Source organism: Streptomyces barringtoniae (genome assembly GCF_020819595.1).
Lineage (GTDB): Bacteria > Actinomycetota > Actinomycetes > Streptomycetales > Streptomycetaceae > Streptomyces > Streptomyces barringtoniae.
In genome coordinates this window covers 98,498-114,016 of the sequence record NZ_JAJHNP010000027.1, presented here as the reverse complement: position 1 = coordinate 114,016, position 15,519 = coordinate 98,498, and the positions used below count along the sequence as shown (strand labels likewise).

Sequence of the window (15,519 nt, the reverse complement as noted above, 5' to 3'; positions counted from 1 at the left end):
ACCAGGCCCGGCGAGGGGAGAACAACTTGAACGTGCGGCCTATAGCGGGGGCGTCGGTGGTGGGGCGGCGAGGCCGTAAGGGGCTGGCGCTCATATCCGGCGCCCTGGTGCTCACCCTCGCGGCGTGCGGCGGGGGCGGGGGCAAGGGTGCCGGCGACGGCAAGGGCAAGGAGACCCAACAGGGCAAGCAGCAGTCCACCGCCGCCGTCACCATAGCGCCGAAGTCCGGTGCCACCGGCGTCGACACCAGCGGCGCGCTCAAGGTGGGCGTCGCCAAGGGCAAGCTGACCGAGGTCACCGTCAAGGACGCCAAGGGCGCCGCGGTCGCCGGCACCATAACCGGCGGCGGCACCTCCTGGGCGCCGTCGACCCATCTGGCCGCCTCCACCAAGTACACGGTGCACGCGGTCGCCAAGGACTCCGAGGGCCGCGAGGCGGCCGAGGACTCCACTTTCACGACCCTGACCCCGAAGAACACCTTCCTCGGCTACTTCACCCCCGAGGACGGCTCCACCGTCGGCGTCGGGATGCCGTTCTCCGTCAACTTCACCCGGGGCATCACGCACCCGCAGGCCGTCGAGAAGGCCATCAAGATCAGGACCGAGCCGGCCGTCGACGTCGAGGGCCACTGGTTCGGCAACGACCGCCTGGACTTCCGTCCCGAGCAGTACTGGAAGGAAGGCACCAAGGTCACCGTCGACCTCGACCTCGACGGGGTCGCGGGCCGCGACGGCGTCTACGGCAAGCAGCACAAGACCATCAAGTTCACCATCGGCCGCAACCAGGTCTCCGTCGTGGACGCCAAGAAGCACACGATGAAGATCACCCAGGACGGCAAGGTCATCAAGACCCTCCCGGTCACCACCGGCAAGCCCGGCTACGACACCTGGAACGGCCAGATGGTCATCAGCGAGAAGCTCGCCGTCACCCGGATGAACGGCGAGACGGTCGGCTACGGCGGCGAGTACGACATCAAGGACGTCCCGCACGCCATGCGCCTGACCACCTCCGGCACCTTCCTGCACGGCAACTACTGGGGCGGCGACGCCTTCGGCAACTACAACGCCAGCCACGGCTGCGTCGGCCTGCGCGACGTGCGCGGCGGCTACGACAGCTCCACCCCGGCAGCCTGGATGTTCAACCACTCGATCATCGGCGACGTGGTGATCGTGAAGAACTCCCACGACCGGACGGTGGACCCGGCGAACGGGTTCAACGGCTGGAACATGTCGTGGGCGGACTGGACGAAATAGGGGCGCTCCGCGCCCCGTAAGGGGCGCGGGGAACTGTGCGGGCAACCCACCCCGGCCCGGAGCCGACGACGTACCGGTGGTCCCTTCCACGTGAACGCCCGCTAACCTGCGGGGCATGACCGTGAATCTCGAAGTCGCCGAAGGCGTCGGAACCCTGCGCCTGGACCGCCCGCCGATGAACGCGCTGGACGTCGCCACCCAGGACCGGCTGAAGGAGCTCGCCGAGGAGGCCACGCGCCGCGACGACGTGCGCGCCGTGGTCATCTACGGCGGCGAGCGGGTGTTCGCGGCGGGCGCGGACATCAAGGAGATGCAGAACATGGACCACACCGCGATGGTCCTGCGCTCCCGCGCCCTGCAGGACTCCTTCACGGCCGTCGCCCGCATCCCCAAGCCCGTCGTCGCCGCCATCACCGGCTACGCCCTCGGCGGCGGCTGCGAACTGGCCCTGTGCGCCGACTACCGCATCGCCGCCGAGAACGCCAAGCTCGGCCAGCCCGAGATCCTGCTCGGCCTGATCCCGGGCGCCGGCGGCACCCAGCGGCTGTCCCGGCTGGTCGGCCCCTCCAAGGCCAAGGACCTCATCTTCACGGGCCGTCAGGTCAGGGCCGACGAGGCCCTCGCGATCGGCCTGGTGGACCGGGTCGTCCCGGCCGCCGAGGTGTACGAGCAGGCGCACGCCTGGGCCGCGAGGCTCGCCCAGGGCCCGGCCATCGCCCTGCGGGCGGCGAAGGAGTCCGTCGACACCGGCCTGGAGACCGACATCGACACCGGTCTCGCCGTCGAACGGAACTGGTTCGCGGGCCTGTTCGCCACCGAGGACCGCGAGACCGGCATGCGCAGCTTCGTGGAGGAGGGTCCGGGCAAGGCCAAGTTCCGCTGAGCGTCAGCGGTGTGAACTTCCCCGTAACTCCCGTGGAGCATCTTGCAATTGACGTCTCGTCTCCTCCGGGTCCCTCGATGGGGCGGTTTATGGGAGCCTTAAGGCAGCCTTAAGCCCGCTCGGTCGAGGGAGCCTGACGATTGCCCGACAGTGAGCCGTCTTCGCAGCTCAACCGGGCCCTACTCGCCAGTGACATGCCTTCGGCATATGCCGGTCGCTCGGCGGAGAGCGGGGGCGTGCAGGGGGCGTATTCCTCCGGAACGGCCCCCAAGACGGCTCCGGGCCGCCATCATGGGGGCATGGCGGGGCTGGAGGGCATCGAACAGCCGCGGGGACACAGCCGTGCGGCCGCGGCGCGCTGGTCGCCCGCGGTGGAGGACGAACAGGCGCTCAAGGCGCTCGAACTGTACGGTGACCCGGCGGTGACAGAGGTGCCGCTGCCGTCCCGCCCGGAGTCCGCGGCCGCCGCACGCCGGCTCGCCCAGGTCGTCGTCCTGCGCACCTGGCACCTCACCCCCAAGCTCACCGAGGACGCCGTCTTACTCGTCTCCGAACTCGTCGGCAACGCCGTACGGCACACCGGCGCCCGGGTCTTCGGCCTGCGGATGCGCCGCCGCCCCGGCTGGATCCGGGTGGAGGTCCGCGATCCCTCGCGCGGCCTGCCCTGTCTGATGCCGGTTCAGGAGATGGACGTCAGCGGCCGCGGGCTGTTCCTCGTGGACAAGCTCTCCGACCGCTGGGGCGTGGACCTCCTGCCGCGCGGCAAGACGACCTGGTTCGAGATGCGGGTGGCCGACCGGTAGCGAGGGGATGGCATCCTCCTTACGGCGACCCGAAATCGTCCCACATTCGGGCCAATCGGCGGTTTTCTTACCTATCGCCCCTTAAATGGTGCGGGTGACCACCACCAACCGACGCGGGGTGCTGCGCGCGGGCGCCGGAATCGTCGCCGGCGGCGCGCTCGCCGCCGGTTGCGACGCAGGCCGGGACACCCCGCCCAACGCCCAGGACTCCGCGCCTCCTTCCACGTCCCCGGCCGCCACCTCCTCGGGCCACCACGCGGCCGGCGCCAAGGCGGCCCCCGCTCCCCGGGCCTACCCCGGACAGCCCGCCCAGATCACCCACGGCCCGCGCACCCGCGCCCAGGTCGCTCTCACCTTCCACGGCCAGGGCGACCCCGCCATCGCCCACTCCCTGCTCGGTACGGCCGAGCAGCACGGCGCCCGGCTCACCGTGCTCGCCGTCGGCACCTGGCTGGACGAACACCCGGACATCGCCCGCCGGATCCTCGACGGCGGCCACGACCTCGGCAACCACACCCAGCACCACATCGCCGTCAACGCGCTCGCCGAGGCGGACGCCCGCAAGGAGATCGCCGACTGCGCGGGCCGGCTGAAGCGGCTCACCGGTTCCATCGGCACCTGGTTCCGCCCCTCCCGCTCGCCGACCGCCTCCCCGCTGGTGGCCCGTCTCGCCCGTACCGCCGGCTACCCGCACGTGCTGTCGTACGACGTCGACTCGCTCGACTACACCCGCCCCGGCTCCGCCGCCGTCACCCGCAAGGTTCTCGCCGACGTGCGCGGCGGGTCGGTGGTGAGCCTGCACTTCGGGTACCCGGACACGGTCGCCGCCCTGCCCGACCTCCTCCACGAACTCGAACGCCGCGGACTGCGCGCGGTCACCACCACGGAGTTGCTGAGCTGATGCGAACCAACAAAGCCGCCCGCCTGCTGGCCGTCGGTGCCGCCCTCACCGCCCTGACGCTGCTGCCCGCGTGCACTTCGGGCTCTCAGCACCACGCGAACGAGGCCTTGGCCAGCAGGGCGCCGGCCCAGCCGGGGAACGGCAAGCGGCAGGTGAACGTGCTGCCCGGGATGCCGCCCGTCCAGAACCCGAAGGACCTCTACTCCGCCGACCGCCCCAACCAGCTCTCGCCGGTCGTCAGGGACTTCCCGTCCCGGGTGTACGTCCCCAACACCAACTCGGACACGGTCACCGTCATCGACCCGGCGACCTACAAGGTCATCGACACGATCCCGGTCGGCCGCCAGCCCCAGCACGTCGTGCCGTCCTGGGACCTGAAGACCCTCTGGGTCAACAACGACCTCGGCGACAGCCTCACCCCCATCGACCCGAAGACCGGCAAGGCCGGCAAGCCGGTGGCCGTGCACGACCCGTACAACCTGTACTTCACGCCCGACGGCAAGTACGCCGTCGTCATGGCCTCCAGGGACCGCCAGCTGGTCTTCCGCGACGCGCACACCATGAAGGTCGTCAAGGCCGTGCCGGTCAGCTGCTACGGCGTCAACCACGCCGACTTCTCCCCGGACGGCCGCTACTTCATCGTCTCCTGCGAGTTCAGCGGCGAGATCCTCAAGGTCGACACCGCGAAGATGAAGGTCGTCCGCCAGGAGCGGCTGCCGTACGAGGGCGCGATGCCGCAGGACGTCAAGATCGCCCCGGACGGCAAGCTGTTCTACATCGCCGACATGGCCGCGAACGGTCTGTGGATCCTCGACGGGGACAAGTTCACCAGGCCCCGCTTCCTCTACACCGGCAAGGGCGCCCACGGCCTCTACATCAGCCGCGACTCCCGCGTGATGTACATCTCCAACCGGGGCGAGGGCACCATCTCCCTGTTCGACTTCGGCAAGAACCGGCTCACCGTGAAGTGGCACCTGCCCGGCGGCGGCAGCCCCGACATGGGCGGCGTCTCCGCCGACGGCACGGTGCTGTGGCTGTCCGGCCGCTACAACGCCGTGGTGTACGCCATCGACACACGGACCGGCAAGGAACTGGCCCGCATCAAGGTCGGCAGCGGCCCGCACGGCCTCGCCGTCTACCCGCAGCCGGGCCGCTACTCGCTCGGACACACCGGCATCTTCCGCTGAACCCGCTGTTTGAGTCTCCACCCGCTGGAAGGCCCAGACTCGCCGACATGACCGAAGACGGCACCGGACTTCTCACCATCGGCGAGCTGGCCCGGGCCACCGGGCTGAGCGTGCGCACCATCCGCTACTGGTCGGACGAGGGCGTCCTCACCCCGGTGACCCGGTCCACGGGCGGCTACCGGCTCTACGACGGTGCCGCCGTGGCCCGCCTGGAGCTGATCCGCACCCTGCGCGAGCTGGGTCTCGGCCTGGGCGACGTCCGCAGGGTGCTGGCGGGGGAGCGGACGGTCGCCGAGGTCGCGGCCACGCACGTCGCCGCCCTGGACGCACAGATCCGGTCGCTGAAGGTGACCCGTGCGGTGCTGTCGACGGTCGCCCGACGAGGCTCGACCGCCGAGGAGACGACCCTGATGAACAAACTGGCGCGACTGTCGGCCGCAGAGCGGCAGCGGATCGTGGACGACTTCGTGGAGGAGGTCTTCCACGGGCTGGACACGGCTGACCCCTGGATCCGGGAGCGGACCCGGACCCTCGGCGTGGCCCTGCCGGACGACCCCACACCGGAGCAGGTCGACGCCTGGGTGGAGCTGGCGGAACTGCTGCGGAACCCGGACTTCCGGGCCGCGATGCGCCGCATGGTCGAGTACAACGCGGCCGACCGCACCCCGGACACCCCGGCCGGCGCCTCGGCGATGTTCTTCAAGCGGCTCGTCGAGCTCGTCGGCGCCGCCCGGGAACGCGGGGTGACCCCGCAGTCGCCCGAGGCGGACACCGTCCTGACCGAACTGCTCGGCGCGGACACCGACCGCGCGGCCGTGCTCCGCCGTATCGACCTGGGCAACGAGGTCGTCCGCTACCGGGAGTTGGCCGCCGCGATCAAGGGCGAGCAGGAGCCGCCGAGGTTCCAGGAGGAGTTCGGCTGGGTGGTCGCGGCACTGAAGGCCTGGCCGGGCCGTTAATCTGACCAGCGTCAGTACGCCAGCACGGCATGAGAAACACAAACAAAAGGGGCGGATCGGTGGCGGACATCGAGGAAGCACGCAAGCAGTTCCAGCGGATCGACGCGGACGGTGACGGATTCATCACCGCCGCGGAGTTCAAGGCCGCCCTGGCTCAGGAGGGCGACTGGAACGTCACGGAGACTGTCGCCGAAGCCATCATCAAGCAGCGGGACCTCAACGGCGACAAGGTCCTGTCGTTCGACGAGTTCTGGGCCTACCTGAACAAGTGACGTGCTGAGAGGGGGCCCTCACCGCAGTGAGGGCCCCTTCGTCATGCCCGCCGGTCAGCACCTCCTCGGGCCGCCCCTGCGCGCTCCGCGAGCACGACCCCAGCACCCGGCACCGGCCCGGCGCCACGCCGCCTGATGGCGTCCAGTCGCCGCACCGGCAAGATCGTCGTACGGCTGTGAGGGCGTTCACCCGATCGCCGCAGGGACGGAATAGCACCCGGCTCCACGGGGTTGTCGCCCACGACAGACGCATGCACATGCATACAAGGATCCCGGAGGGCCTGTCATGAAGATCGGCATCATCGGCGCGGGCAACATCGGCGGCAATCTCACCCGGCGGCTCACCGCCCTCGGCCACGACGTCTCCGTGGCCAACTCCCGCGGCCCCGAGACGCTCAAGGGGCTGGCCGAGGAGACCGGAGCGACCCCGGTCCGCGCCGAGGAGGCGGCCAGGGGCGCCGAGGTGGTGGTCGTCACCGTCCCGCTGAAGGCCGTCCCGGGCCTCCCCTCGGGCCTGCTGGACGGCGCCGCCGAGGGGGTGGCGGTGATCGACACCGGCAACTACTACCCACGGGAGCGCGACGGCCGGATCGCGGCCATCGAGGACGAGGGCCTGACCGAGAGCCGCTGGACCGAGCAGCACCTCGGCCACCCGGTGATCAAGGCCTTCAACGGCACCTACGCCCAGGACATCCTGGACCGCCCCCGCCCCGCGGGCGACCCCGAGCGCATCGCCGTCCCGGTCGCCGGCGACGACGAGGCGGCCAAGGCGAAGGTCCGCGCCCTGATCGACGAACTCGGCTTCGACACGGTCGACGCGGGCGGCATCGACGACTCCTGGCGCCAGCAGCCCGCCACCCCTGTCTACGGCCTGCGCGCGGACGTGGAAGGAGTGAAGAAGGCCCTCACGGCGGCCTCCCCGGAGCGCCCGGCGGACTTCCGGGGCTGATCGGCGCTACGGCGTGGCCCACTCCTTCAGCGCGGCCTTGCTGGAGAAGTTGGCCACGTCCTTGTCGTGCGGCGTGCTGGAGTACTGGTGGAAGCGCCAGTGCGCCTTGATCCGGGGGTGGCCGGCGGTGACGTAGTCGGCGATCCACAGGCCGTCGCCGGCGTAGGACGTGGAGTCGATGTTCAGCCAGAAGTCGCGGTTGCAGTAGAGGATGACCCGGTGGGTGGGCCGCAGGGCCTTCACCTTCTTGAGGAAGGTGTCCTTCTCGGAGTTGCTCGCGTGGGTGCCGTCGCCGGTGGTCTCCCAGTCGACGGCGAGGATGTCGCCCGCCTTCGACGGGGCGGCGGTCACGAAGTGCTCCGCCTGGGCGGTGAGGTTGCCCGGCCACAGGAAGTGGTAGAAGCCCACGACCAGGCCGGCGTCGCGCGCGGTCTTCGCCTGGGCGGCGGCGTGGGGGTTGACATAGGAGCGGCCCTCCGTCGCCTTGATGAAGGCGAAGGAGAGGCCGCTCGTGTCGTACGAGGACGACTGGTACGCGCTGACGTCGATGCCGCGGAGCATGTGGGGACTCCTCGATGTGCCGGTGAGGGAAAGGAGTTGCTGGTTGAGTGATGCCCCAACATGGCACGCCCGATCCGCCGCGGGCGGGGGAACGTCAGCTCCGGGTGACCACCGAACTGAGTACCGAGGCGGGCTTGGCCGACCAGTCGGAGGTGATGACGCTGGCGTGGTCCTTGGCCAGCAGGGCCAGCCGGGCGGCGACTTCGGCGTCCGTCGGGTTGGTCGAGGAGATGGCCGGAGAGACGTTGTAGGCGTCGGTCATGATCGAGATGTAGTGGTTCGTGGAGTAGAACGACGTGTCGTAGCCGTTGTTGACGTACGTCGCCGCGTCACCGTCGAAGAACACGAACCAGGGGCGGATCGAGGTGTCGGAGGTCCAGCGGGTCGCCCGCGGGTCGCCGTTCGCCGCGCCCAGCACCGCGGGGAAGGCCTCGGCCCGTGAGATGTTCCCGGCCGCGTACAGGTCGCGCAGATGGTCGCCGTACTCCTGGTCCGTCCAGTAGTGGTCGAAGGGGTTGTTCATCTCCACGGTGCCGGGGATCACCTCGAAGACGAACTTGCCCTTGAGGGAGTCGCGCGACGGCCAGGCGTTGGCCTTGGCGGCCGCATCCAGCGTGCTGTACGTGCCGCCCAGCAGGTCGGCCGGTTTGTAGACGCTGCCGCCGAGCTTCTGGTCGACGAGGGTGTCGAACTCGTCGGGGCCGAGCCCGATGTTGTTGTTGAAACCGACCTTCATCTCGATCTTGAAGACGATCGGCGGGTGGTCGGGGTGGAGCTGGTTCCAGGCCGCGATGTTGTCCAGGCAGCTGCCGAAGTCCTGGTCGCGGTTCTTGCTGTACAGCTCGCTCGGGGTCTTCGCGGCCTCGCAGTTGTTGTTGTCGCCGAACGGGTTGCTGTGGCTCACCCGCCAGCGCCTGCTCAGGCTGTCCGCGTAGATGTCGATCTCGAGCAGCGAGGCGCCCGAGTCCAACGCCTGGGCGAAGTACGTGTACTTGGACTTGTCGTACGCGTTGTGCGTGCCGATCGCCGTCGTCTCGGAGAACTTCGGCGCCGCCGCGTGGGCGTTGCCCGGCCCCGCCATCAGCAGAGCGGCGGCCCCCGCGAGTGCCGCCAGTCGTCTCACCACACCCATTGCTCAACTCCCCTTCGCTGTCGCCGAGTTGGCGGCAGCGTAGGAGCAAGCGGTTACTGCACGGTAGCCCCTGGCGGAACATCGGCCACTTTCCGGCCGTCGCGCGGGTCGTCTTCGGTGGCGGCTAGATTGCTAGCATGCTAGCCTCGTAAGCGTGGGTGATGAGGAAGTCAAGCAGTTCAACGTGTACCTGCCGATCGGACTGATCAAGCAGGTCAAGTACCGCGCCATCGAGTCGGGCATGTCGTTGTCGGCGCTGGTCGCAGAAGCACTGCGCGCCTACCTCGACGACGCCCGTGGGCAGGAACAGCAGTCGACCCAGAAGGAGAGCTGACATGGCGACCGAAGGCATCGAGGCCGTTTTCCTGGAGACCCACAACTGGGGAAAGGCGGCGAAGTTCTTCCAGGCGCTGGGCTACGACCTGGAGTTCGCGACCGACCACAACTCCGGCCTGCTCCGCAACGGCGACGGCCCGTACGTGTTCATCGCCGAGGTCCCCGAGGACCGGGACCCGCAGACGCAGATCGTGCTGAAGGTGCCGGACGCGGACGCGTTCCGCGCCGATCCCGCCGTCGAGGTCGTCTCGCCGTTCGAGGACACCCACTTCGGCACCCGGATGATGACGGTCCGCGACCCCGACGGGCGGCTGTGGAGCCTCCAGGCCCCCGCGGCGAAGTGACGGGCACGGGAGGCGCTGCCATGACCGACAACGCTACGGGCGACAGCGCTACGGGCGACAGCGCTCCGGCCGGCGAGCGGACCGGGGCGCCGGACAACACGGCGGTGCGGTGCGCCCTGTGGCGGGCGATGCACGTCCAGGTCGACCCGCCGCCCCACGTGCTCGAGGACGAGATCGGCCTGCGGATCGCGGACCCCGGTGACGGCTGGCGCGACCGCCCGGACATGGACCAGGAGGCCACCCGCGGATTCCGGGCCGCCATGGTGGCCCGCGCCCGCTTCGTCGAGGACCTGGTCGCCGAGCAGGCGGACCGGGGCGTCGACCAGTACGTCCTCCTCGGCGCCGGCCTGGACACCTTCGCCCAGCGCGCCCCGGCCACCGCCTCCCGGCTGCGGGTCTTCGAGGTCGACCGGCCGGGCCCGCAGGCCTTCAAACGCCGCCGCCTGGCCGAGCTGGGCCTCGGCCTCCCGGACCGGCTGCACCTGGTGCCGGTGGACTTCGAAGCGGACGGCGGGTCCTGGCTGGAGCGGCTCACCGCGGCCGGGTTCGACCCCGGCCGCCCGGCGGTCGTCGCCTCCTCCGGCGTCACGATGTACCTCACCAAGGAGGCCACCGCGGCCACCCTGCGCCAGATCGCCGCGCTGGCCCCCGGCTCGACCCTCGCCATGACCTTCCTGCTGCCGGAGGACCTCGTGGCCGAGGCCGACCGCCCGGGCCTGCGCACCAGCAAGGCCGGCGCGCAGGGCGCGGGCACGCCGTTCGTCAGCTTCTACACCCCCGCCGAGATGCTGCGCCGGGCCCGTGAGGCCGGTTTCAAGGACGTACAGCACGTCCCGGGCACCTCACTCGCCGACCGCTACTTCACCGCCCGCACCGACGGCCTGCGCCCCTCGACCGGAGAGGACCTGCTGCTGGCCACCACCTGAGGTGCGGCTCGGCCGGCTTGACCTGATGCTGCCTTGCATCCTGCGGCGGTTCGGCCCAGGTCGAGCGCGAACCCAACGCACCGTCCGTGTAACGGAATTGCTCCAGGTGGCGTTGGTGACGCCTCCCTGCGGTATGTGTGGTGCACCGTAATCCTGCGGGTTCGCTTACGAACGGGGGAGCAATGACGACGGCATGCCCCGGATGTGGCCGGGGCGCGGCCACGTGGTCCACGCTGTGCGGCTCGTGCGGTACACCCCTGAACGCCCCGAAGCCGGCCGCTGTGCAGCCCACGTCCCCTGCTGCCACGCCCCTCACGGTCAACGGGCCCACCACGTGGAGCGGCGGACGACGCCAAACCTCCGCGATCCGATGGGGCGGCGGCCTTGATGTCACCAGATATCTGTGCGCGGCCGCGTACCTGGATCGTGCGTACGCCGAGTTGCTCATCAAGCAGATCGCCGCGGAACCCCACCTGGGTGTGGGGGCGGCCCCGGCATGCGATGTGCCCGTGGTGCTCCGCCACGCCTATCTGGCCAATGCGCGCCGCCACCAGCGGGACCTCCTGCTCGCCCCGCTGCTCGTGCTGTTACTGCTCTTCGTGTTATGGGCTCACGACTCCGGGGTTGCCCTGCTGGTGCTGTTCCTGGCCTGGCTGACCGTGTTGGCCTTCGAGGTCTCGACCCGGTACGGGGGGCACCTGCAGAGCCTGCGCCCGAACCAGTTCGACCCCGCGGCCGCGCCTCCTCCGCGCAACGGTGACATCGCGACGCGGCTCAGCCAGATCAGCGCCTACGCTGACGGAAACACCACCGTCTACAGCGGATACTCCCCCTTCGTCGGGTATGGAGACCCACTCGACTCATGGTCCTTGACGTTCGACGTCAGTGCCCCGGGCCCGCTCGGGGGTACTCCGCAGGACTTCGACGTGACGGAGCTCTACGACCACGTCGCCGCGCGCCTCGGCACCCTGTCTCTGCCCTGCCTGGAGATCGAGGAACGGCTGTTCGTCGAAGGAACGACCCTCCTGGGGGACGCCCGCTTCCTTGCCGACCCACTCGGCCGGCCCGTCCCCCGGATCGGCCAGGACCAGATGGACAAGCTGAAGCGTGCACCCGAAGAAGGTGCCCGCCCCTATCTTTCCGTGCACTCCACTGGCTGGGGCGGTGAACTGGTCACCTCGCTCTTCCTGCGCTTCGTCCGGTCCGACTCCAACCTGTGCGTGGAAGCGACTCAGACGGTGTTGTTCCCCCTCGCCGACCGCTACCGGGTCATCGACACTCTCATGCCCCGGCCATCTCTGCGCCAGGTGGCCGAGCTGATGTCGGAGACCTTGGCCAGCACCCCGTTCGTCCTGCTGGCCTCGCCCGTACGCGCGGTCACGGGATTCTCCCCCGACTACCGGATCACGCGGCGCGTACGGCTGCAGAACAAGCTGATCACCTCGCTGCGCCGGTTCGACTACGGCGCGCGGTGGGGCGTACGTCAGCAGGCCGCCGAGACGAGTCACCAACGCCACTTCCACAAGGCCGACAGCGGCCTTGCTCTGAAGATGATCGAAAGACGTGCCCTGGACGCGCTCATCGAATTCGCCGAGGCACGTGGCATCGACGTGAGCGAGCTGATCCAGCGCCAGCAGTTGATCGTCAACAACGGCATCATCGCGACGGGCGGGGCGCAGGTGGCGTCCAGCTCGATCGCCTCCGGAACGCAGTCACGGGTCTACATGCGCTTGCTCAACAAGATCCCCCTGGTGAACACGGATTGACGTCCAGAAGGTTCGCACGGTTCGAGGAAGAGGTAGGGAGGACAGAATGAACAGCAATCACGGGATCATCGCGACGGGCGGTTCACAGGTCGTCGGGAACGCTGTTGCCAGCGGCAGGAACGCGAAGGCCGACGTCCGGGACAGCGGTCTGGTCCAGTCCGGCGAGGTCAGGCAACGCACGCCCCAGGAGATCGGCGACCTGCTCGGCCGGCTGATCGACGAGCTGGGCCGGTCCGGGCATCCCGAGCGCGCCGACCTGATCGAGGCCGCGCAGGACGCGCGGGACGAACTCGGCTCCGTGGCACCGCGCGTGGGCAAGCTGAAGCTGTTCTCGCGAGCACTCGTGGACGCGGTGCCGGGGGTCACGGCGATGGCCTCCCTGGCTGCGACGATCGAAGAGGCGATCCACAGGCTGTAGCCGGGCCGACAGGGGACCCCGGCGCCGGCGCGGATCAGGAGGACCGGGTGAGCTCCCGTGACGGCCCGCCGGCGAGCCTGGGGCGGACCCGGCGCGTTCGCCACCATCGCGAGGCCGCTGCCGGACGGGCCGATCGTGGGTGGTCTCGGAGGGCTACATGTCGGGAAGGCCGTGACGCTTCCAGATGCCCTTCCCGCACAGGACGGCGCCGTTGCCGGGCTTCCACAGGCGGTCGCTCCCGCAGGCGTCGTCAGGAGCGCCGCCGGGGTACACCCTCGTGAGCTGGACGGTGTACTGGTAGTTGTCGGGGATGCCGGCTTCGCACGGCGTGACGGCGTTGAAGTACATCGAGAGCGTCTGTCCGCTGGCTTTGGCGAACATGCACTGGCCGCTCACGTAGTTGCGGTCCAGGCAGAGATTGGTCTCGGAGTAGTCGCTGTTGTTGTGGTACCAGGTCATGTCGTCGGAGGAGCAGGTCCCGTGCTCGACCGACGCCACACGGAAGTAGGCGTCGGTGTCGGAGCAACTGGTCGTCGTCGGCGTGGACGAGCTCCATTCCGCGTCTTTGTAGTAGTCGCTCAGGCAGTCGTCGGCGGAGACGTCGCTGAATGCCTGGTCCTCCGCGCTGGGCGCAGTGGTGCTGGGGTCGGTGGTCGTCGCTCCACCACTGTCGCTGCTGCTTCCACTGCCGCCGCTGTCGTCGGCGGAGCCGTCGCTCGCGTCCGCGGAGGTCCCGCTGGTGTAGTCCTGGGAGAAAGTGGGCTGCGGTGAGTCGTCCGACGCGGAGCTGGAACCGCTGTGCGAGTGCGTGGCCACGAACGCGACGACGATCACGATCAGGGCGACCACAGCAGCGACTCCATTGAGAACGGACCAGTTGACACCGGGTTGCGTGCCGGCCGGACCGTGCGAGACCCCCGCCGCGCTCCCTCCGCCGGGTCGGCCGGCCGATGCGGCGTTGGACCGGCGGGACGTGCGCTGCGCGGTGGGCGCTGTGGCGGGGGCGGTCGATGCGGTGGTGCTCGCCGCGCTGAGCTGCTCGGCCCACGCGGCCGGGGCCGGCCTGCGGGCAGTGTCGGGGTTGAGGCTGGCGCGGGCGAGGTCACCGAGTCCCGGGCTGAGCGCGGTGAGCGCGGTGGGGTCGGTGGCGGACTGATCGCGGGCGAAGAGCCGGATGGCGAGCAGCGCCAGCTTGTGGACATCGCTGGCGCGTGTGGCCTTCTCCTCGCCTGCGGGGACCTGCCAGTCGGGTGTCTCGGCCTGGGGCAGCACGGTGGCGCCCCGCACCCGCATGGCATCACAGTCGATGAGGAAACACTCGGGCCGCGGGGCTGTGGTGAAGAGCAGGTTCTTGGGGGAGAGGTCGCCGACCGTGATGCCGATGCGGTGCAGCCGGGCGAGGGTGGTCGCCAAGTCGGTCAGAATGTCGAGCCGGTCGCGTTCGCTGATGGTCAGACCGACCCCCGCGACGTAGGCGTCGTCGTTCAGCAGGTACTCCAGATTCGCCAGGCGCCTTGTTCCCGTGGACGTGCCGGCCAGGCTCTGGAAGCTGAAGCGGAACCGGTCGGGAACGGCACGCATGAGGAACCCGCAGGCACGGCCGTGGCGTTCGACAACGGCCGCGGGCCAGGCGGTCTTGTCGCACAGCCACCGGCCGTCCTCGGCGCTCAACTCGCCGAGCAGGCCCACCTGCGCTGCCAGTGCGGCCGCGTCGAGGTCGGGCAGCACGGCGGTGGCGTACTCCTTGTAGGCCACGTCCCAGCCGCCGCCCTCGGCCTCGTTGATCTTCTTGTTGGCGACCTGGTACACCGTGCCCTGGCCGCCTTGGCCCAGCTGGGGGCCCAGGGTGAGCGTGCTGTGTTCGACAACCGGTAATGGCCTGGGGCTCATCGTGACTCTGCCGTGGAGTGGGGCCAGACGGCCAGCAGAGTGCGGTCGTCGTCGAAGGTCTCCCGGGAGAAGTCCAGCAGATGCGCCAACCACAGCGCGGGCGGCGGGGCGGCGAGGTGGCGGGCGAACAGGGAGCCGACCTGGCCGTCGCCGTCCCCGAGCGGATCCTCGAACCCGTCGGTGCCGATCAGCAGCACCTGGCCGGAGTCCAGACGGGCGCTGGTGTGTTCCAGCGGATCGGGGACGTGGGGAAGCGGTGTCACCTCGTTCGACACCACCAGGGCCTCCGAGTCGGTCTTCGGACCGAACAGCGGCTGATACCGCCCGCTCGGCGAGTCCAGTACCCAGGCGCCGGAGTCCCCGATACGGCAGATCTCGGCCACGGGCCCCGACGGGTGGACGTGTACGGCGCCGGCGACGAGCGTCGTCGCATAGAGGCCCGCCACCTCGCTCGGCTGGGGCTCTTTGCCGTTCAAGCGCCACCGGGCCAGCTCCCGCAGTCGCTCGGCGGCATGCCGGGCCACTTCCGGAAAGACCAACTTGTCTTGATCTCCGGAGAGTTGATGCAACATCATCTCGATGGAGGCCCGGCACGCTTCGACAGCGCCCAACTCGGAATTGGCGGCGCTTGAGACACCATCGGCCACGGCGAAGACGACGCTGCCCGTGGATTCGTGTACCGCGGCACGTGCGGCGTCCTGGCGCGGCTGGCGGTAGTACCGGTGTTTGGCACCGCGTACCGAAGCGAAGCGCAGGGACAGCGAAGGTGTCGACCAGCCGTCACACTCGGTGTCGGGAAAGTCGAAGTCGTACTGGCCCGGCGGCCGGGCCTCGAACTCGGGGCCCGGAACGCCCACCGTGACCCGTTGCCAGGGCGCAGGCCCATGCGCGCCCACGGGGGCGGTCGGCGCTGCCGCGGGACCGTCGCCCCTCGGGAAC

17 protein-coding genes are annotated in these 15,519 nt (G+C 69.8%); 13 read left to right on the top strand and 4 right to left on the bottom strand.

The window, feature by feature from the left end; all coding sequences use genetic code 11:
- Nucleotides 1-26 precede the first annotated feature (26 nt).
- From LMU33_RS36130 to LMU33_RS36095, 8 genes are all read left to right on the top strand, one after another.
- Nucleotides 27-1,253 (top strand): L,D-transpeptidase, encoded by a 1,227-nt coding sequence (locus LMU33_RS36130; protein WP_249814717.1) that lies wholly within the window; start codon nt 27-29, stop codon nt 1,251-1,253.
- A 115-nt stretch (nt 1,254-1,368) separates the two neighbouring features.
- The gene (locus LMU33_RS36125; protein WP_228625447.1) at nt 1,369-2,136 is read left to right on the top strand and encodes an enoyl-CoA hydratase/isomerase family protein; all 768 of its coding nucleotides are present in this window, start codon (nt 1,369-1,371) and stop codon (nt 2,134-2,136) included.
- 299 nt (nt 2,137-2,435) lie between these two features.
- Entirely contained in the window at nt 2,436-2,939 is a 504-nt protein-coding gene (locus LMU33_RS36120; protein WP_228625445.1) for an ATP-binding protein, read from the top strand.
- An 85-nt stretch (nt 2,940-3,024) separates the two neighbouring features.
- Nucleotides 3,025-3,840 (top strand): polysaccharide deacetylase family protein, encoded by an 816-nt coding sequence (locus tag LMU33_RS36115; protein WP_228625443.1) that lies wholly within the window; start codon nt 3,025-3,027, stop codon nt 3,838-3,840.
- Nucleotides 3,840-5,027 (top strand): YVTN family beta-propeller repeat protein, encoded by a 1,188-nt coding sequence (locus tag LMU33_RS36110; protein ID WP_228625441.1) that lies wholly within the window; start codon nt 3,840-3,842, stop codon nt 5,025-5,027. The genes LMU33_RS36115 and LMU33_RS36110 overlap by 1 nt, the downstream gene beginning before the upstream one ends.
- A 47-nt stretch (nt 5,028-5,074) precedes the next feature.
- Nucleotides 5,075-5,986 carry a helix-turn-helix domain-containing protein gene (locus tag LMU33_RS36105; RefSeq protein ID WP_228625439.1) on the top strand — a complete coding sequence of 304 codons (912 nt, stop codon included), beginning with the start codon at nt 5,075-5,077 and terminating at the stop codon, nt 5,984-5,986.
- 59 nt (nt 5,987-6,045) lie between these two features.
- Nucleotides 6,046-6,258, top strand: coding sequence for an EF-hand domain-containing protein (locus LMU33_RS36100; RefSeq protein ID WP_228625437.1), 213 nt, complete (start codon nt 6,046-6,048; stop codon nt 6,256-6,258).
- 286 nt (nt 6,259-6,544) lie between these two features.
- A complete protein-coding gene (locus LMU33_RS36095; RefSeq protein ID WP_228625435.1) occupies nt 6,545-7,207 on the top strand; it encodes an NADPH-dependent F420 reductase in 663 nt (220 codons plus the stop codon).
- A gap of 6 nt (nt 7,208-7,213) precedes the next feature.
- Here the strand turns inward: LMU33_RS36095 and LMU33_RS36090 are convergent, their stop codons facing one another.
- On the bottom strand, nt 7,214-7,768 hold the full coding sequence (locus LMU33_RS36090) for a glycoside hydrolase family 25 protein (protein ID WP_228625433.1): 555 nt from the start codon (nt 7,766-7,768) through the stop codon (nt 7,214-7,216).
- A gap of 94 nt (nt 7,769-7,862) precedes the next feature.
- Complete coding sequence (locus LMU33_RS36085) at nt 7,863-8,900, bottom strand: phosphatidylinositol-specific phospholipase C domain-containing protein (protein WP_228625431.1); 1,038 nt, start codon at nt 8,898-8,900, stop codon at nt 7,863-7,865.
- Nucleotides 8,901-9,054: 154 nt separating this feature from the next.
- On the opposite strand from LMU33_RS36085, the gene LMU33_RS36080 reads away from it, so the two are divergent.
- The 5 genes from LMU33_RS36080 (at nt 9,055) to LMU33_RS36060 (ending at nt 12,690) form a co-directional block, all read left to right on the top strand.
- Nucleotides 9,055-9,234 (top strand): ribbon-helix-helix domain-containing protein, encoded by a 180-nt coding sequence (locus LMU33_RS36080; protein ID WP_228625429.1) that lies wholly within the window; start codon nt 9,055-9,057, stop codon nt 9,232-9,234.
- 1 nt (nt 9,235) lies between these two features.
- The gene (locus tag LMU33_RS36075; protein WP_228625427.1) at nt 9,236-9,580 is read left to right on the top strand and encodes a VOC family protein; all 345 of its coding nucleotides are present in this window, start codon (nt 9,236-9,238) and stop codon (nt 9,578-9,580) included.
- A gap of 20 nt (nt 9,581-9,600) precedes the next feature.
- A complete protein-coding gene (locus tag LMU33_RS36070) occupies nt 9,601-10,506 on the top strand; it encodes a class I SAM-dependent methyltransferase (protein ID WP_228625425.1) in 906 nt (301 codons plus the stop codon).
- Between the two features lie 281 nt (nt 10,507-10,787).
- Nucleotides 10,788-12,272, top strand: a complete 1,485-nt coding sequence (locus tag LMU33_RS36065; protein WP_228625423.1) for an AbeC-like domain-containing protein — start codon at nt 10,788-10,790, stop codon at nt 12,270-12,272.
- A 46-nt stretch (nt 12,273-12,318) separates the two neighbouring features.
- The gene (locus LMU33_RS36060; protein WP_228625421.1) at nt 12,319-12,690 is read left to right on the top strand and encodes a hypothetical protein; all 372 of its coding nucleotides are present in this window, start codon (nt 12,319-12,321) and stop codon (nt 12,688-12,690) included.
- 153 nt (nt 12,691-12,843) lie between these two features.
- Here LMU33_RS36060 and LMU33_RS36055 read toward each other — a convergent pair whose 3' ends face one another.
- A complete protein-coding gene (locus LMU33_RS36055; protein ID WP_228625419.1) occupies nt 12,844-14,580 on the bottom strand; it encodes a protein kinase family protein in 1,737 nt (578 codons plus the stop codon).
- Nucleotides 14,577-15,437 (bottom strand): protein phosphatase 2C domain-containing protein, encoded by an 861-nt coding sequence (locus LMU33_RS36050; RefSeq protein WP_228625479.1) that lies wholly within the window; start codon nt 15,435-15,437, stop codon nt 14,577-14,579. The genes LMU33_RS36055 and LMU33_RS36050 overlap by 4 nt, the downstream gene beginning before the upstream one ends.
- Nucleotides 15,438-15,519 lie beyond the last annotated feature (82 nt).